Source organism: Ornithinibacillus salinisoli (genome assembly GCF_042684965.1).
GTDB classification, from domain to species: Bacteria; Bacillota; Bacilli; order Bacillales; family Amphibacillaceae; genus Ornithinibacillus; species Ornithinibacillus salinisoli.
The window spans coordinates 43,974-61,517 of sequence record NZ_JBHUMI010000016.1 but is presented as its reverse complement, the minus strand read 5'-3'; the positions used below and the strand labels follow the sequence as shown (position 1 = coordinate 61,517).

Annotated in this window: 19 protein-coding genes; 3 read left to right on the top strand and 16 right to left on the bottom strand. The window is 34.9% G+C overall.

The genetic code is table 11. The features are described 5' to 3' along the window. Positions 1-28: 28 nt before the first annotated feature. The 4 genes from ACFSTA_RS10895 to ACFSTA_RS10880 all read right to left on the bottom strand — a co-directional run bounded on the left by ACFSTA_RS10895 (position 29) and on the right by ACFSTA_RS10880 (position 3,237). Positions 29-784, bottom strand: coding sequence for a prepilin peptidase (locus ACFSTA_RS10895; RefSeq protein ID WP_377556719.1), 756 nt, complete (start codon positions 782-784; stop codon positions 29-31). Positions 785-919: 135 nt separating this feature from the next. Continuing rightward, on the bottom strand, positions 920-1,600 hold the full coding sequence (locus tag ACFSTA_RS10890) for a metal-dependent hydrolase (protein WP_377556718.1): 681 nt from the start codon (positions 1,598-1,600) through the stop codon (positions 920-922). Positions 1,601-1,823: 223 nt separating this feature from the next. Beyond that, positions 1,824-2,939, bottom strand: coding sequence for an alanine dehydrogenase (ald, locus tag ACFSTA_RS10885; RefSeq protein ID WP_377556717.1), 1,116 nt, complete (start codon positions 2,937-2,939; stop codon positions 1,824-1,826). A 145-nt stretch (positions 2,940-3,084) separates the two neighbouring features. Beyond that, positions 3,085-3,237, bottom strand: a complete 153-nt coding sequence (locus tag ACFSTA_RS10880; RefSeq protein ID WP_377557388.1) for a hypothetical protein — start codon at positions 3,235-3,237, stop codon at positions 3,085-3,087. 155 nt (positions 3,238-3,392) lie between these two features. Between ACFSTA_RS10880 and ACFSTA_RS10875 the strand changes: the two genes are divergently transcribed. Then, positions 3,393-3,827, top strand: a complete 435-nt coding sequence (locus tag ACFSTA_RS10875; protein WP_377556715.1) for a universal stress protein — start codon at positions 3,393-3,395, stop codon at positions 3,825-3,827. A gap of 93 nt (positions 3,828-3,920) precedes the next feature. Here ACFSTA_RS10875 and ACFSTA_RS10870 read toward each other — a convergent pair whose 3' ends face one another. From ACFSTA_RS10870 to ACFSTA_RS10845, 6 genes are all read right to left on the bottom strand, one after another. Further along, a complete protein-coding gene (locus ACFSTA_RS10870) occupies positions 3,921-4,439 on the bottom strand; it encodes a MogA/MoaB family molybdenum cofactor biosynthesis protein (protein WP_377556714.1) in 519 nt (172 codons plus the stop codon). Positions 4,440-4,508: 69 nt separating this feature from the next. Beyond that, positions 4,509-5,690 (bottom strand): acetate kinase, encoded by a 1,182-nt coding sequence (locus ACFSTA_RS10865; RefSeq protein WP_377556713.1) that lies wholly within the window; start codon positions 5,688-5,690, stop codon positions 4,509-4,511. Between the two features lie 25 nt (positions 5,691-5,715). After that, the gene (locus tag ACFSTA_RS10860; protein ID WP_377556712.1) at positions 5,716-6,699 is read right to left on the bottom strand and encodes a class I SAM-dependent methyltransferase; all 984 of its coding nucleotides are present in this window, start codon (positions 6,697-6,699) and stop codon (positions 5,716-5,718) included. A gap of 123 nt (positions 6,700-6,822) precedes the next feature. Continuing rightward, positions 6,823-7,323, bottom strand: a complete 501-nt coding sequence (tpx, locus tag ACFSTA_RS10855; protein WP_377556711.1) for a thiol peroxidase — start codon at positions 7,321-7,323, stop codon at positions 6,823-6,825. An 82-nt stretch (positions 7,324-7,405) separates the two neighbouring features. After that, the gene (gene ytfJ, locus ACFSTA_RS10850) at positions 7,406-7,915 is read right to left on the bottom strand and encodes a GerW family sporulation protein (protein ID WP_377556710.1); all 510 of its coding nucleotides are present in this window, start codon (positions 7,913-7,915) and stop codon (positions 7,406-7,408) included. 33 nt (positions 7,916-7,948) lie between these two features. Next, positions 7,949-8,545: a DUF2953 domain-containing protein gene (locus ACFSTA_RS10845; RefSeq protein WP_377556709.1), complete on the bottom strand. Its 597-nt coding sequence runs from the start codon at positions 8,543-8,545 to the stop codon at positions 7,949-7,951. Between the two features lie 143 nt (positions 8,546-8,688). On the opposite strand from ACFSTA_RS10845, the gene ACFSTA_RS10840 reads away from it, so the two are divergent. Then, on the top strand, positions 8,689-9,486 hold the full coding sequence (locus ACFSTA_RS10840; RefSeq protein WP_377556708.1) for an NAD kinase: 798 nt from the start codon (positions 8,689-8,691) through the stop codon (positions 9,484-9,486). 64 nt (positions 9,487-9,550) lie between these two features. Here the strand turns inward: ACFSTA_RS10840 and ACFSTA_RS10835 are convergent, their stop codons facing one another. The 5 genes from ACFSTA_RS10835 to refZ form a co-directional block, all read right to left on the bottom strand. Further along, positions 9,551-9,754 (bottom strand): small, acid-soluble spore protein, alpha/beta type, encoded by a 204-nt coding sequence (locus ACFSTA_RS10835; protein ID WP_377556706.1) that lies wholly within the window; start codon positions 9,752-9,754, stop codon positions 9,551-9,553. A 113-nt stretch (positions 9,755-9,867) separates the two neighbouring features. Beyond that, complete coding sequence (gene thiI / locus ACFSTA_RS10830) at positions 9,868-11,073, bottom strand: tRNA uracil 4-sulfurtransferase ThiI (protein WP_377556705.1); 1,206 nt, start codon at positions 11,071-11,073, stop codon at positions 9,868-9,870. Between the two features lie 6 nt (positions 11,074-11,079). Next, complete coding sequence (locus tag ACFSTA_RS10825; RefSeq protein WP_377556704.1) at positions 11,080-12,219, bottom strand: cysteine desulfurase family protein; 1,140 nt, start codon at positions 12,217-12,219, stop codon at positions 11,080-11,082. 142 nt (positions 12,220-12,361) lie between these two features. Next, entirely contained in the window at positions 12,362-14,056 is a 1,695-nt protein-coding gene (ezrA, locus tag ACFSTA_RS10820) for a septation ring formation regulator EzrA (protein ID WP_377556703.1), read from the bottom strand. 249 nt (positions 14,057-14,305) lie between these two features. Beyond that, positions 14,306-14,941 carry a forespore capture DNA-binding protein RefZ gene (refZ, locus tag ACFSTA_RS10815; RefSeq protein ID WP_377556702.1) on the bottom strand — a complete coding sequence of 212 codons (636 nt, stop codon included), beginning with the start codon at positions 14,939-14,941 and terminating at the stop codon, positions 14,306-14,308. A gap of 169 nt (positions 14,942-15,110) precedes the next feature. Here refZ and ACFSTA_RS10810 point away from each other — a divergent pair, with 169 nt between their 5' ends. After that, a complete protein-coding gene (locus tag ACFSTA_RS10810; protein ID WP_377556700.1) occupies positions 15,111-15,590 on the top strand; it encodes a GAF domain-containing protein in 480 nt (159 codons plus the stop codon). Between the two features lie 26 nt (positions 15,591-15,616). On the opposite strand, the gene ACFSTA_RS10805 is transcribed toward ACFSTA_RS10810, so the two are convergent. Beyond that, on the bottom strand, positions 15,617-17,506 hold the full coding sequence (locus ACFSTA_RS10805; RefSeq protein ID WP_377556699.1) for a sensor domain-containing diguanylate cyclase: 1,890 nt from the start codon (positions 17,504-17,506) through the stop codon (positions 15,617-15,619). Positions 17,507-17,544 lie beyond the last annotated feature (38 nt).

Genomic DNA, 17,544 nt, shown 5'->3' with positions numbered 1-17,544 from the left:
AACTTCCATTATTAAAAAAAATATATTTCTATAAAATTAATCGTACATACCATGAAATCAAATGTTCAGAAAAGAAATAAGATATTAGTGTGGCTAACACAATATATGGTCCAAACGGAACTGGTTGTTTCCTTTTAGTTATTCCAAGTAAGATTAATAGCATACCTAGTACAGATCCAATGAAACATGCTAGAAAAAAGGCGATCAAGACTTTTTCCATTCCTAACATAAGACCTAGTAACCCAAATAATTTCATGTCGCCTGCTCCCATACCTCCACGACTTATAATAATGATGATTGCAATGATACTAAATCCTATTGCTCCACCAGCTACAGCTGACCACCAAGGCTCCAACGGGTCAATAACATTCATTATGATAAATAAAGGCAAGAAAAATAGAAGTACTTTATTGGGAATTAACATATAAACAATATCTGATACAAGGATAATCATGGAAAGGGAAATTAATAGAAGCGCCTTCCATAATTCTGCATCAAAACCGATCATGACATAGCTAAAGGCGAATAAAAATCCGGTAATAACTTCGACTAGAGGATATATATAAGATATTTCTGTTTTACAGTTTCTACATTTTCCATGTTGTATTATAAAAGATATTACAGGAATAAGTTCATACCATGAAAGTTGGTTATGACAGGAGGGACAAACGGAACGGTCATTTGTAAATTGTTGACCTTTAGGGACCCGTAGTCCGACGACATTAAAAAATGATCCAAATATTAAACCTATGATTCCGAATAGAATAATTATAGTTGTTTGCATTAACACTGACTCCCCCTCACCGTCAGAAAACTGTTTACATTATACCATTATTGTTCCCTGTATAATATCTATATTTTTCCATCATAAATAAAACGTAACACGCTCACGTGTTACGTTTTACAATTAGTTGTATGTTTACAACACCAATTCTTCCCCAATTTCCATCTTACGCGCTTTCCCGTTCTTTACTTTTTGAACAAAGTCATCTGGATTCTGCTCAATTACAGGGAACGTATTATAATGAACCGGAACAACAACTTTTGCTTTTATCCATTCTGCTGCAATCATCGCATCCTCAGGTCCCATAGTAAAATTATCCCCAATTGTAATAAATGCAAGATCGATATCATTCATTTCCCCATACATTTTTAAATCCGTAAATAATGCTGTGTCCCCTAAATGATAGATCGTTTTCCCTTCTACCGTTAACAAAATTCCACCTGGCATTCCAGTATAAATAATCGAACCATCCTCTTCCGTATAAGAAGATCCGTGAAACGCTTGCGTGAATTTAACATGTCCAAACTCAAAGGTACGAGCACCACCAATATGCATTGGATGAGTAGAAATACCTTTTTGTCCTAAGTACAATGCCAATTCATTAGGAGCAACAACTAAGGCACCTGTTCGTTTAGCAATCTCTACTGTATCTCCTACATGATCGTTATGACCATGTGTCAGTAGAATTACGTCAGGTTCAACCTTATTTGCATCTAAATCACACGCTTCATTACCAGATATAAAGGGATCGATTAATATAGTGTGTGTACTTGTTTTTACTTTAACTACGGAATGTCCATGATACGATACTTTCACGATAATCTCTCCTTTTTTATGTTGTTATATAGTATATATTCGATATTTATTTTACAATATCCTTTTTTACATAAGATGTTTTCTAATTGTTCCATTAGTTCCCGAGTTTGCTAAATAGTTCTGGACTGTCCATAGTTGAACTGTGGCATTAATCTATATAAAGCCATGCCAAGAACCTTTAACTATGAAAAAGAGTGACTCCCATTTGAAGTCACTCCCTCTATTATTGTAAATGACCTAATACATCATCGTATTCCAGTCCGTGTGCCTCAGCAACTGCTTTATAGGTTACAAATCCTTCAATCGTATTGATACCTTTTAACAGGGATCCATTCTCAAGGCATGCCTGTTTATATCCTTTATTAGCAATTTGTAAAGCATATGGAACGGTAACATTCGTTAGTCCAATTGTTGAAGTACGTGGAACAGCCCCAGGCATGTTAGCTACAGAATAATGTAATACACCATGCTTGGTATACGTCGGATTATCATGAGTTGTAATCCGGTCTACCGTTTCAAAAATCCCACCCTGGTCGATCGCAACATCCACAATAACTGATCCTTCTGTCATTGCTTCTACCATTTCTTCTGTTACTAACCTCGGTGCTCTTGCACCTGGTATTAACACAGCACCGATTACTAGATCAGAATCAGCAATAGAATCAGCAATGTTCATTGGGTTCGACATGATGGTATTAATAGAGGTACCAAATATATCTTCCAATTCACGTAAGCGTTCTGGGTTTAAATCAATAATGGTTACATTTGCTCCTAAACCAATTGCAATTTTCGCAGCGTTCATTCCTACAACTCCGCCACCGATAATAGTTACTTTAGAACGTTTAACGCCAGGAATTCCACTTAGTAAAACTCCTTTTCCACCTTTTGATTTTTCTAAGAATTGAGCTCCGATTTGTGATGCCATTCTACCTGCAACCTCACTCATCGGTGTAAGCAAAGGTAAACCACCATTTGGCAATTGTACCGTTTCATATGCAATACCAATTACCTTTTTATCAATTAATGCTTTCGTTAAACCTGGCTCTGCCGCAAGATGTAGGTATGTAAATAGGATCAATCCTTCATAAAAATAATCATACTCTTCCGGTAATGGTTCTTTTACCTTCATAACCATTTCTTGGGACCAAACTTCTTTAGCGGAAGCAACAATGGTGGCACCCGCTTCGCGATATTGTTCATCTGTAAATCCGGAACCGGCTCCCGCACCTGCTTCAACTATTACTTCATGTCCTCCAGTTTTTAGGGATAAAACCCCTGCTGGTGTGATTGCTACTCTGTTTTCATTGTTTTTTATCTCTTTTGGAATACCGATATACATCTATTTCATCCTTCCCTACAATAGTTATACGCTGTAAGCACTTACATTGTATCAGAGAACACCAAAAAAAGCATCTTCATTATAAATATATATAATTATAAGAAAACAATCCACCCTTTTTTACGGGTGGATTGCCTCTGTATGCCTATGCCTTGCGATTGTTAAAATGCCATACCCCAATGTTATTATGCTTTTGATCCTCAACTACACCACTTTGATAGCTCTGAAATAGCTGATTTTGAACTGCCGCTACACCTTGTCTGTCTTCAGTGACTTTTTTTGTGTCTTTTTTAGCCAACACGTTCACCTCCACACTGTTGAAGCTTCTATTGAAGCTTCTTTCTTAGTTTGTACAAAAACCTTGAACAATTGCCTGTTTTCTTTTTCCAAATGAAAGCGTTTTATCATATAATGAAAATAGAAATAAATTTTTGAATGAAGGGGGAGAGAAGGATGAAATTTGAGTACAATAATATTGTCGTTGCAGTTGATGGGTCACAAGCTTCCGAAAAAGCGTTTAATAAAGCAGTTGCGATTGTCAAAAGGAATCATGCACGACTTATACTCGCTCATGTTGTAGACTCTCGTACCTTTGCCACTGCTGAAGCATATGACAGAACACTTGGGGAACGTGCAGAAGAATATGCTAGGGATCTAATTGATAGCTATGTTGAAAGTGCCAAGGAAGTAGGCATTACGGATATTATTCGCTGTGTCGAGTATGGATCCCCCAAAGTTAAAATTGCGAAAGACATCGCCAAAACATTCAATGCTGACTTAATTATCTGTGGTGCAACAGGTATGAACGCCGTTGAGCGATTCCTAATTGGAAGTGTATCAGAAAGTATTACTCGCTATGCAAATTGTGATGTATTGGTTATTAGATAGCGAAGAGAAAACGGTCATTTTCCGATTTAATTAAAATTAGATGTAGGTGAATCTTCAATCAGTGGTGTTTTTTTCATCCGCCACTGATTGTTATTACATATGTGATATATCCTTGTTTATTTCTTGTACGACATGACTAATTTCCGGGAGTATTAGTTTATTCATTGCTAATTTCACAGCACCTGAAGATCCTGGTGTACAAAAGATTGCGGTGGATTGCCGCACACCTGCTATTGCACGAGATAAGATAGCTGCTGAACCAATATCCTCTTGGTAACTTAACATGCGAAATATCTCTCCAAACCCAATGAGTTCTTTATCCAACATTGGTTGTACGGTTTCTATGGTAACATCCCGGTATGCTATGCCAGTGCCTCCGTTTGTTACGATTACATCTATCATTGGATTTTCACATCCAGCTTCTATTTGTTTTCGTATGGCATCCCGACTATCTGGAACTATTTCTTTTTCAATTATTTTATGGCCAGCACGTTCAATTAACTCTTTCATTAGAGCACCACTTTTATCTGTTTGATGGTTCCTCGTATCACTAATTGTGACAATCATACAATTCACTTTCGTATAATTCTTTTTATGTTCTTCAATAGACATAACAGGTCCCCCTTATAGGAAAACAAGGCTCTGCAATTTTTTCTAGCAAAAGCCTTGTCTTCTAGTTAGTTATGATAGTCGAACAGTGTCTCTAGCAATCATTACTTCCTCATTTGTTGGAATAATAATTACTTTTACTGGTGAATGAGGATAACTAATAAATGCTTCCTTACCACGAGTATTGTTTAAAGCTGGATCCCAGTATACGCCCATGAATTCTAATCCATTCAATACTTTTGCACGAATGGTGGCACTATTTTCCCCTACACCGGCTGTGAAAATAATAGCATCGACTCCAGACATTCTTGCCGCATAAGATCCGATGTACTTATGAATTCGACCTGCAAAAACATCAAGGGCTAATTCTGCTCGTTTGTCCTCATCTGCCTTCTGCTCAATGTCTCTTAAATCACTGGAAAACCCAGATAATGCTAACATACCACTCTTCTTATTTAGCACGTCAATTACTTCATCAGCAGATTGACCTGTTTTTTCCATAATATATGGAATTAGTGCTGGATCAATATTACCGGAACGTGTTCCCATTGTAACACCTGCTAGCGGAGTAAATCCCATCGATGTATCAAGTGATTTTCCACCTTCAATTGCTGTAATACTTGCACCATTACCTAGATGGCAAGACAGCAAACGTAGCTGGTCTAATGGAATTCCTAATAAATCCGATGCTCGCTGTGATACATATTTGTGACTAGTTCCATGGAATCCATATTTACGGATACCATATTTTTCGTAATATTCGTATGGTAAACTATATAAGAAAGACTTTTCTGGCATCGTTTGATGGAAGGCAGTGTCAAATACAGCAACCATTGGTACGTTTGGTAGTACTTCTCTGAAGGCACGAATACCCGTTAAATTGGCAGGGTTGTGTAATGGTGCTAAGTCAGAAATTTCTTCAATCTCATGGATTACTTCATCAGTAATTTTTACGGAATCGCTAAACTTCTCTCCACCATGTACGACACGATGTCCAACAGCATCAATTTCATCGAAAGAAGATATTACGCCTGAAGCCATAAGCTTCTCTAGTAATTGTTTAACTGCAACTTCATGATCTGGAATATTAGATACTTGTTTATCTTTATTACCATTTGCTTCAATAGTAAAAACAGAATCCTCCAAACCAATTCTTTCTACTAACCCTATTGCTAATACTTCTTCTTCAGGCATCTGAATTAATTGGAATTTCAATGATGAACTTCCGGCATTTATAGCTAATACATTACTCATTATGTCTCACTCCTAATTGTTGTCATTAACTTTTGTATGATGTAAACCAATTATTCATTTGTCCTAATATATCTTCCATAGCCTTTGTATTCTTAAATGATGGTAACTTTACTAACAATGGCTGTTTAGGTGGGGTTGTATTTTCCCCTTTCTTTTGTAATATTAATATGCTTTTCACATTCTTCTCCGATTTAAAAGCAGTTTCAGGTAATTGAAGTACACCAACAACGTGAGCAACCTTTTGCATATATTTATTTAATGTATCTGATTGATCACTCTCAAATAAGAAGTTAGGGATGATCAATATGCAATATCCACCATCAACAGTGTAATTTAAACTCTGCTCTATAAATAGATGATGTGCATAAGAATGTCCTTCATCTGCTTTTAATTCAAAGTCATTTGCTCGAATATCGTCTGGATAATAGCCTACTGGCAAATCTGAAACAATCAAATCTAATGGGTCTAATAAAAAAGGACGTAAACTATCTTGATGGAAAAACTCTACTTGCATTTTTTGTAGGTTTGCACTTACTAAAGCCAATTTTATCAAAGTTGGATCTACTTCACTGGCAAATGCCTCTACATTGTCACCTAAATGCCCCATTACAGTTGTTAATAAATTTGCTGTTCCACTTGCAGGATCAAATAGGCGTATCTTATCCTTATTTTCGGTTAATTTCTCAGCAAGATATCCAACGATTAAAGCCACTGATTCTGGTGTAATCATATGTTGTTGTTGCGTCGTATTGCTCATACCTTTTAAGACCGTAAACTGTATTGCTTTACGGATCTCATCTGATTGATATGAGTTTATGTCGATTTCTTTTAATGCCTGTTGAAGTTTATGTGTTAAAATATCATCCATTGTATCTTCTACATTCTGATAGAATACCGTTTCTAGTGTTATCGCTAAACTATCCAAATATGGCACTTGTTCATGCTGTTCAATAATCTGTGTTGTTTTGTCCATCCATTCAAATAGTGTTTCTACATTTGATTTTTCCATGAGTTAATCCTCCGTTCATTCTAGAGCGTATCCATTGTACCAAATAGTAAGTACTTCTGTACAAAGAAAAACTCTTTCTCGAATGCGGTCGAGAAAGAGTAATAATCATGTAAACACTTACACTTATTCTGCTTGTTTTGCTGCTGCCAATGCTGCATCATAATCGGGATGATTAGATACCTCTTTTACATATTCAACATAGGAGACTTTGTCATTCGAATCAACAACAAAAATGGACCGTGCAAGTAAACGTAATTCTTTAATTAAAACACCATATTTTTCACCAAAATTAGCATCTCGATGATCAGATAACGTTTCTAATTCTTGAATATTATTCACCGTCGTCCAACGTTTTTGAGCAAACGGTAAATCCATGCTAACGGTAATAACTTGGACATTTTCTAACTGATCCGCTTCTTCATTAAAACGTTTTGTCTGTTCGGCACAAACACCTGTGTCTAAGGATGGGACAACACTGATTAGTTTAATTTTCCCTTTATAATCCTTTAACGTTACTTCGTTTAGGTCATTCGATAACACCGAAAAGTCAGGTGCTTGATCCCCTACTTTTACTTCTGTCCCTAAAAGTGTAACTAGATCTTGTTTAAATGTCACCTGTGCCATAATCATTCCTCCTATATTAATTTGCTCTTCTTTCATTATGAAGAAGTTTGGATAATATGTCCAATGAACAGCAATATATTACTTAAATATCATAGTTTGTTTGCTCATCTTCTTCGTACTCTTCTTCATCACTTTCTCTTTGTCTTTTACCTTTTTTCGATTTTTTTGATCCATCGGCTTTGTTAGATTGACCAGATTCCTTTAACATTTGTTGAATCTTCTCAACTGCTTTCGGCGCAAAATCAATCATTTTTTCGTAAATATGTGTATTCTCATCTAGATGCACCATTTTAATTCCTTTTTGACTAACAATTAAAAAGGCAACAGGTGTAATGGAAACACCCCCACCACTACCACCACCAAACGGGAGCGAAGAATTATTACTCTCACTACTATTATCGCCGCCTTTTGAATTACCTGATACAAATTCACTACCGCCCGCTGCAAAGCCGAAGCCAAGTTTTGAAACCGGAATAATCACACTACCATCTGGTGATTCAATTGCATCACCAATGATGGTATTTACTTCGACCATGTCTTTTAAGTTTTCCATAGCAGTTGTCATTAAGCCTTGAATTGGATGTTCTTCCATGATGATCCTCCTTATTTATGATTAGCATGTATTTTAGATGTAAGCTTCCTTTTTCATAGTTGATTTTCGAAGTGATTTAAAAACCGTGTATATAGCTTGCCCTATTCTTATCGATACAATGCAATCAATCTTTGACTCCAATTGTTTCATTTGAAAATTAGGGTTAATGATTATTGTTGGATTTTCAGATACGTTCCCTAATTCTTTTAACAGAGCGATAATAGAACCCTTTATTGTCCAAATCCCTCCTGTTATTATTCCTGTAGTACTAGCATTTCCAGTTCCAATTACGGTTTGCCAGTGTAATTGATGAAAATGAGTTTTTGCTAGTAATCGTTTTAGTATGTTTCCGAAGTTTTTCATCTTTTGCAAACTATTTTTCATACGATTCTTCAATCCATCTGTTCCACCACTTAAATCCCAGTCCATAATCATATCTAATAGATCTATATCATCTTGCTTTTTAACATGCCATTCATTTGAATACAGACTAAATTGATACATTTTTACTTTTACCATGATAGTATGAGCATGATTTTGGTATGTATAGCCTAGTGTTATATAGACTTTAGATATCATGATAATAAAAATCATAATAAGTAATAATAATCCAAGGATGATCCATACCAATTGTTCCAACTCCATTCATACATCGTCTATATATTAGCATGTTACATTTTTCCAATTTTATAAGTATTTTTGTATGAATTAGAATTCGGAGTTAGAGAATGGTAAGATTATCTTATTAACTCTATTGGAGGTGCTATCCTTTCATGTCAAATCGAAAAAATATCTTTTTTTATCAACATGACAACGACTTAAAACAAAAATTAGAACCTTTATTTCAACTAGCAAAAAAGAATAACTTTACAATTGTTTCCGATGTGGAACTAGCGAATATCATCGTAAGTGTAGGTGGTGATGGGACATTTTTACAAGCTGTACGTCATACTGGTTTCCGTCAGGACTGTCTATATGTTGGCATTACGAAAAATAATGAGTCTGGACTATACTGTGACTTTAATTTAGATAATTTTGATGAAATGTTACATATAATGGAACACGAAGAAATGGAAGTTCGCCGCTTTCCAATTCTACAAGCTAATGTTAATGGAGAAACTTCTTTTCAGTGCTTAAATGAAGTAAGCATACGATCTTCTATTATAAAAACCATTGCCATTGACGTATATATAGATGATAACCATTTTGAAACATTTCGAGGGGATGGCTTGATCGTAGCAACACCAACTGGTAGTACAGGCTATAATAAGTCAACACATGGTGCTGTGATTGATCCAATGATACCAAGTTTCCAAGTATCTGAACTCGCTTCATTAAATAATAATCGCTACCGTACACTTGGATCGTCCTTTGTTTTAGGAAGTGATCGTACATTAAGACTAGAAGTTGCTCAGGATGGAAATGATTATCCAGTAATAGGGCTGGATAATGAAGCTTATTCTATAAGAAATATAAGGGATATTTCGATTACGCTAAGCGATAAGGTAGTTAAGACTGTTAAATTAAAAAACAATTCATTTTGGGATCGGGTTAAGCGAACATTTCTGTAAAACTAACAAGGACTATTCCGCAACCGGAATAGTCCTTGAGCCATTATTATACTATTTTAATTTACTATGCTTGAGGACCACCAAATTGTTGTTCAGCAGTTTGAACAAGACGTTTAGTGATTTCTCCTCCAACTGAACCATTTGCACGAGAAGTTGTATCAGCACCAAGATTAACACCAAACTCTGATGCGATTTCATACTTCATTTGGTCTAATGCTTGTTGAGCACCAGGGACTACCAATTGGTTTGAACTATTGTTATTTGCCATGGTATATCACCTCCTTGGTACTTTTATATTGTACCTATTAGAGGTGATTCATTCACTTTTTATATTGGTAAGTGTTGTTAGTTTTTCTATTTAGTAGTAACTCAGAGAAAAGCTTAGAATAAGTCTTGAAAAATATCATCTTTTGCTTGCTTCTGATCTGTAACTTCAATAACTTCTATTCCATCTATCGCCTCTTCAATGAGCTCTTGATAATTATATTTTTCTTCATAATAATTCACTCGATCTCGTTTAGGTTTCGTCTTTGGAGCTTTCGGTACAAAGATCGTACAACAATCTTCATAAGGTCGAATAGAGATATCGAAAGTATCAATTTCTCTAGAGATTTCAATAATTTCATCCTTATCCATCGTAATTAATGGACGCAATATCGGATAATTCGTAACCTCATTTATAGTGTTCATGCTATGCATTGTTTGACTAGCAACTTGACCAAGATTCTCTCCAGTAGTAAGTGATAAAATTTCTTCCTGTTTACAGACTTGCTCACTTACACGTAGCATCATTCTGCGCATAACTGTCATCCCATATCCATTAGGGGTTTCTTGGAAAATTTTCTGTTGTAGCTTTGTAAATGGTACGACATGGATTTTAATTTTTGATCCATAACTTGTTAATTTTTCTGCTAAATCAAGTACTTTTTGTTTTGCCCTTTCACTGGTAAATGGAGGGGAATGGAAGTGAATAGCTTCTATTTCAACTCCTCGCTTCATCGCTAAGTAACCAGCCACGGGACTATCGATACCACCGGACAACAATAATAATGTCTTACCAGAGGTACCCACTGGTAATCCTCCTAGACCACGGACTACACTAGAAGTTATATATGTTGCTTCAGAACGGATTTCTACCTTAATTTCCAAATCAGGTTGATGCACATTCACGGTGTAATCTGTTGTATTCGTTAGTAAGTGACGGCCAAGAATCTGATTCATTTCTTGAGAACGGACGGAAAAATCTTTATTAATTCGTTTTACAGTGACTTTAAATGTGTTTATATTTTCTCCATTTTGTAAAGCATATAATGCTGCATGCTTTATCTCATCTACATCATTGTTCACCTTTATCGCTAGACTAAAGCTGTGAATCCCAAAAATGTTTTTACATTTTTCAATAATGACATGTGGATCTTGTCCATTAAGGATAACAAACATTCTACCTTGCGTTCTTTTTACTGTAACCTCTGGAAAATCCTTCAACTTATGCCGAATATTCTCTTGAAGTTTTAGTAAAAACTTTTTTTGATTCTTTCCTTTTAAAGCTATTTCTCCATACCGAATTAATATATGATCATATTGCATTTTTATCTACTCCATAACTTCTTTTAGTTGTTGTATTGCTTCGTTTAGTTTTGTTAAAAAAATCCTTATTTCTTCCTCTGTATTTTCATAGGATAGACTGACACGTAACGCTGTCTTTGCTCGTTCCTGATTAAAACCGCAAGCTGAAACAATTCTACTTTCATCGGTTTGTTTAGAGGAACAAGCAGACTTTGTAGATATATAAATATGTTGCTCACCTAGTATGTGAATCATTACTTCTGGTTTTATTCCTGGAACAGAAAAATTCATTATATGTGGCGCCCCAGCCTCTGGTGAATTTATTTGAATGTCATCAATCTTCTCAAGTTCTATTTTTAGAAGATCACGGAGTGCTTTCATTTTATTGATCTCCACATTTTCTCGTTCTTTAATGAGACGTAGTGCTTTCACCATTGCTACTGCACCAGCTACATTTTCTGTTCCCGAACGAATACTACGTTCCTGCTCTCCCCCATGAAATAACGGAAAAAGCTTCGTTCGTTTATTTATATACAAAATACCAGTACCCTTCAAACCATGTATCTTATGACCAGACATTGTACAAAGGTCTATCCCACTATTCGCGAATGCTAAAGGGATTTTCCCTAAGCCTTGCACGTAGTCAATATGAAAGAACAATTTAGGGTGCTTTTTGGCTATTTCACCTATTTCCTTTATCGGCTGAATAGAACCAATCTCATTATTTACATGCATAATACTAATTAAAATGGTATCTTTTCGGATCGATTGTTCCAATTCCTTTACTGATACGACACCATTTTGATCAACCGGTAAAAAGGTAATTTCAAAACCAAGTTGTTCGAGACTTTTGCATGCCTCATATACAGATGGATGCTCAATTTCAGAGGTAATGATATGTTTACCTCGATTCTGATGCTCTAAGGCAATTCCTTTAATAGCTATATTATTCCCTTCTGTTCCACCTGATGTAAAAATAATTTCATCTTCTTCTACATGTAGTAATTGAGCCGCTTGCTGCTTTGCTTTTAGTAGTAACTTCTCCGTTTCTCCACCCAATTGATGAATAGAAGATGGATTAGCAAAAAACGTATCTGATACTTGATAAAAGCTTTTTAAGACGTCAGGATGTGGCTTCGTAGTAGCACTATTATCTAAATATATCATATGATGTCTCCTTTACTTTACGCTTATGAACTAACATAGCTGTAAGCAAAAATAGAAGGCTGACTTTAGAAAAGAGTTCGTAACAATCCTTTTCATAAGGCAGCCTTATATCTATTGGAATTTCTTATATAGTAATTAACTTTTACACGGAAGTCAATGCTGATTGATTTTCTTCAATTCGCTTTAAAGCGCCTGGTTCTACTTCTTGTATTGCAACGGCAGCCTGTTCTAAAGCAAGTTCATACTCATAAGAACGAAACATGTTTTCTGCTTCGGCTAATTTTGCAGCCAGTAATGGATACTTACTTCGATACCTATTCGCGTATTGAATAACTTGTTCTGTTAAGTATGCTTGTTCTAACATAGTATCCGTTTGATCTATAACATTATCGACCAATGATTTCGCTTCTGCCAATGTTCGTTGTACCTCTGCAATATCCAATGGCTGTTTTTCTAATGCTTGCAGTACACGATTCGTTTTATCTGTAGCATCCTCCATACTGTTCCAAATAAAATTTGGAACACCAGGTATATTGCTTTTCTTTACTTTCCTAGATGTAAAGTAAATTTGATCACGCATTTCTTTAAGTTTTTCTTTTGCTTCTAATTCATCTTTACGTAAATTATAAATACTTTGTTTAAATGTTTCATGGTCATTTTGTATCGACTCAAGTTGGTCAAAGGCATGATCCAGTTGTGATCTAAGTTCTGAATGAGCGACATTTTTTTCCAATCCATTTTTAATCTCTTCGTATTGCTTTTGAAGTTGTGTTATAGATTTTTCTAATGATAAATATTTTTCCATATCTTGATCATCAAAATAATACGTTTTCTTCAAGGTTTCAACCTCTACCTTCGTATCCTCGAAGGTTGCAGCAATTTCATGTAAGGACTTTTGATAGCTAGGTACTTTCGATTCCATATAGCTTTTTGCGAGTGCTTCTTTTTCCAAAAGTTCATACATCTCTTGTATCCGTTCTTCCAATTCACTAATTACTACCTTTGGTTCTGAGGTATCTCCTTTTTCCAATGCATTTACACAGTCTAGTAATCGTTTTTGATAAGAGTGGATTTCTTTCTCAAAGCCTAAATGCTCCACACGATATCCTTCCGATTTCATTTCACTTATTCCTGTATAGAGGTCATCAATTTGACCCGGTAATTCATTTTTACAAGCTTTATATAAAGACGGAAATTCTTCTATTTCTACTTGCAATCTTTCAAGTTCAACCTTTAGATTTGTTACCAGATCTTTTGCTTCTAAGTAATTTCCAGAGTCCACCAATTCATGATATTGTGCCAATTGTTCATCTAGCTCATCTAACTCAACTTCAAAGCGAACCTCTGCCTTTCCATATTGAAACCTATTTTGTAATAGTTGTTTACGCATAGATTTAATGGATGGTTGAATATGTTCAATCTCTTTTCTGCTTGATTCCTCCGATTCCATTAATTCATCTAATTCATGTAGAATTTTCTCAATATCTTTTTCTATGGATTGAAGGATTTGATCTGACTTTCTTAACGTTTTTTTGGAATTGTGAAATCGATATCTATCTGCATATTCTTCTGCATCAAATAAATATTCCTCAATATCTGGTAGCTCTTTCGCTAGGATAAGCTCCCATCGTTCTTTCCAGGATTCAAATCTTTCTTGTGTTTCTCCTGATAAATTTAAGTTTTTAATTCGCGAAAGTTGTGACGTGATATTTCGATTCATAATATCCATCTTCCAGCTTTCCTGGCGATCCACCTCATCATAAACACGCTTTCGCAATATCAATCCTACTATGATTAGTGCAATTACAATCAATACAAATCCTATAATATACTCCATATTAAAGCCCCCTAAACCGAATCCCTAAATAAGAGGAATATCCTTTTTCTTACACGTTATGTAACATGACGATTATCCATATTTATATATTTCCTATGATACCATGTAAAAGCCTTTTATGGCTAAAAAAAACAAATTAAATTGACGAATTATGTATTTTATTGATGTTTTTAGAAATCCATTGATACAGTGGATCGGATTAGAATAAAGCGTTGATGGTTACATAAACGATACATGAACTAAATTTTATTATTTAGAAAAGTTGGTATTCATTGCCACATCCTGATGGATGACATAATCTATCCAGTCATGAATCGTTTGAACATACTTATTGATGAATTGAGTACGTGAATAGTCACCAATAACTTGGTCCTTCCATTCATTATGTAATATATAAGGTGTTACTAACATTCCTTTTAATTGCATTAATAAAAATTGACGGTCTAGCTTTGTTTGTTTTCCCATTTTCACTGCATCCATAAATGCCATACTGATTATATAATTCTCTTTCGCTAAATACGTTACTGCCATTTCCCTTACAAAAACAGAATCCAATGAAAGTTCGCGATGAATGAAACAGGACAATTGATGGTTTTTCTGTTTGTACTGTATAATGGAATATATTAATCCCTTAAGATTATCAATAGGTGACAATGACTCAGTTTGCTTCGTTGCATCTTCCATTGTTTCTAAATACGCTTCATAATATTGGGTAACCGCATATTCTAACAATCCTTGCTTCCCTTTAAAATAATAGCTTATTAAAGAAACATTTACAGATGCCGCTTCAGCAATATCACGGACGGAAGTACCATGAAATCCTTTTTGAAAAAACAGTCTAGAAGCTGCATGAATTACTTTTTGTTTCGTTGGATTGTTTTTCATTTCTTTCAACTCCTGATTTTGAGATTTCCATATCACCAATGTACGATGTCGAAAATGAATTACCCATCTATATCATAATTACGACAATGAAGGCAAAAATCCTGCATTTTTTTATCGACAATTATCTGTTATTTTGTCGAACATTATCTAACACGAGAGGGCGATTACCATGTTCCAAACCCAAAATTATTCAGGTAATAAAGCGAAAGATTATGAATTACTAATTAAACAGTTAGGTGCTTTGCTAGATGGAGAACATGATACAGTAGCAAATTTATCTAATGCGTCAGCACTTTTAAATCAATTTTTAGATAAAATCAATTGGGTAGGTTTTTATTTGTGGAAAGATAATGAACTTGTACTCGGACCTTTCCAAGGCTTACCAGCATGTATCCGAATTCCATATGGTAAAGGTGTTTGTGGAACAGCAATAAAAGAACAAAAAACACAGCGAATCGAAAATGTCCATCAATTCCCTGGCCATATCGCATGTGACAGTGCAACCCAATCAGAAATAGTTATACCAATTATCATTCACAGTGAACTATACGGCGTACTTGATATTGATAGTCCTGTTATAGACCGTTTTGATGAAACGGATCAACAATATCTGGAACAGTTTGTAGATGTATTAAAAAATCATCTATAATAATGAGGCGGCTCCGATAGCCGCCTCTATTCATGTAGTATGGGGGCTTCTTCATCTAAGCCCTTTTTAACAACACAATTTTTCCCGTAATTCTTGGCTTCATATAATGCCCTATCTGCCCGAACAAAAAATTCCTTAGCAGTATCTTTCTTATTATATGACCAAAGTGATACACCTGCTGAAAGGGTAACTGCAGGTGATGTGAAATTTGCCACTTGCTTACTAATGGTTCCCGCAATCTTAACGCCGTCATTCAAAGACGTATTTGGTAAATAAATGGCCAGTTCTTCACCACCCCATCGAGCAGGGACATCCTCGTCCTCTATATTAGTCAGAATAATTTCGGCTATTTGTTTAATAACCTCATCTCCAATATAATGTCCATAGGTATCATTAATTTTTTTGAAATCATCAATATCAAATAAAATAAGTGTGCCCATTTCACCAGAATTCATATGCTCTCTTATCTTCTCATCTAAATAGCTTCTAGCATATAGCTTCGTCAAGTAATCTGTATGTACTGCTTTTTCTAGCTGATCCTTTAAAATAGTATTTGCTAAAGCTAATGTGGAGTGTTGTACTAAAGACTGTATCAATTTAAAGTTATTAAATGAGAAGTAGTACGATTCTTCGTGAAGTACTACCACTAATCCATTAATCGCTCCAGAATGATGCATCGGTATTGCCATTACAGAACGATATGGAATTTTAAACTCACTTTTAAATTCGCCAGCAAATATCGGATCCTTACTTGTATTTAGCTGTTTCCACAAATACTTACAAAGTGATCGCCCTTCTATTGATTCAAAATAAGGAGTGCTTCCTTTTAATATTTCAAAACTATGGTGGTCCGATTGATCCGTATATATAAAACCAATTTGCGTAGCATGACAAATATTTACGATCTGACCTCTTACCACTCGAGTTATTTCTGTTAAATTTAAATTTGAGTTTAATTGATGTGTTATGTCATTAATTAGCTTTAAGTCAGAAACTAAATGCTTGGAATCCTGATATAAAGAAGCATTTTCAATCGCTTGACCAGCAGCATTACCAAACTCTTTAATAAATTCAATTTCATTCTCTGGAAACTCCATATTTGTTGGAGTAATTATTTGTAATACTCCATATATTCCTTGGTTGCCGATCAAAGGTGCATACAAATATGTTTTTTTATCTTGTAAGCGATCTTCGATTTGAATCTCGCCATTAATAAAAGCTTGAGAGCTCACTCGTTTGGTGGAATCATCACTATATTCTAGAGCTTTTACAGGTAAATTTGGATTGTGATCATAATCCTGCGACAATAATAAAAAATGTGTAAATGTTGGATACATTTTTTTAACGGATGCAATTATTTCAGCAAGAATATCGCTCTTACTAACAAAAGAGAAGAACCTAGATGTCAGCTCCAATAAAAATTGTTCTTTCTTCTCTCTGTCATTTCGTATATTTATGTCATTATTTATACTTATTACTTTTTCCGTCTCTTCTTTGATGATTGGCAAAACTTCATTATGGAAATTCTTTGACTGATACAATAATAACAAAAAACATGCAGGACCTAATGTTGGTTGCAATGGCAAAATCACATAGGAATAGTCGTTCTGCTTGGAAGAGAAAAAATCTCGGTGATCTTTAAACACTTCATCTGAATCACTTAATATGGCATCCTTATAATAATGTTGTTTATCAAGGATTTGCTCGAGAACCATCTCGTTTTTTTCCGATATTAAATTGAAGGTCGTATTCCAATCATCGTATCTATAAAATCCAACATAGGATACCTGAAGTAACTCGGTTAAAATATTAGTTAAGCGTGTATAGAATGCTTTACTGTTTTGACAATATTTATCTGTAATTAACATAAAATATGTACTTCTTAAATCATGAATTAAGTGTTGAAGGTTTTTCATCACATATCACCTATCTAGGAATTTCTAACTATTACTTA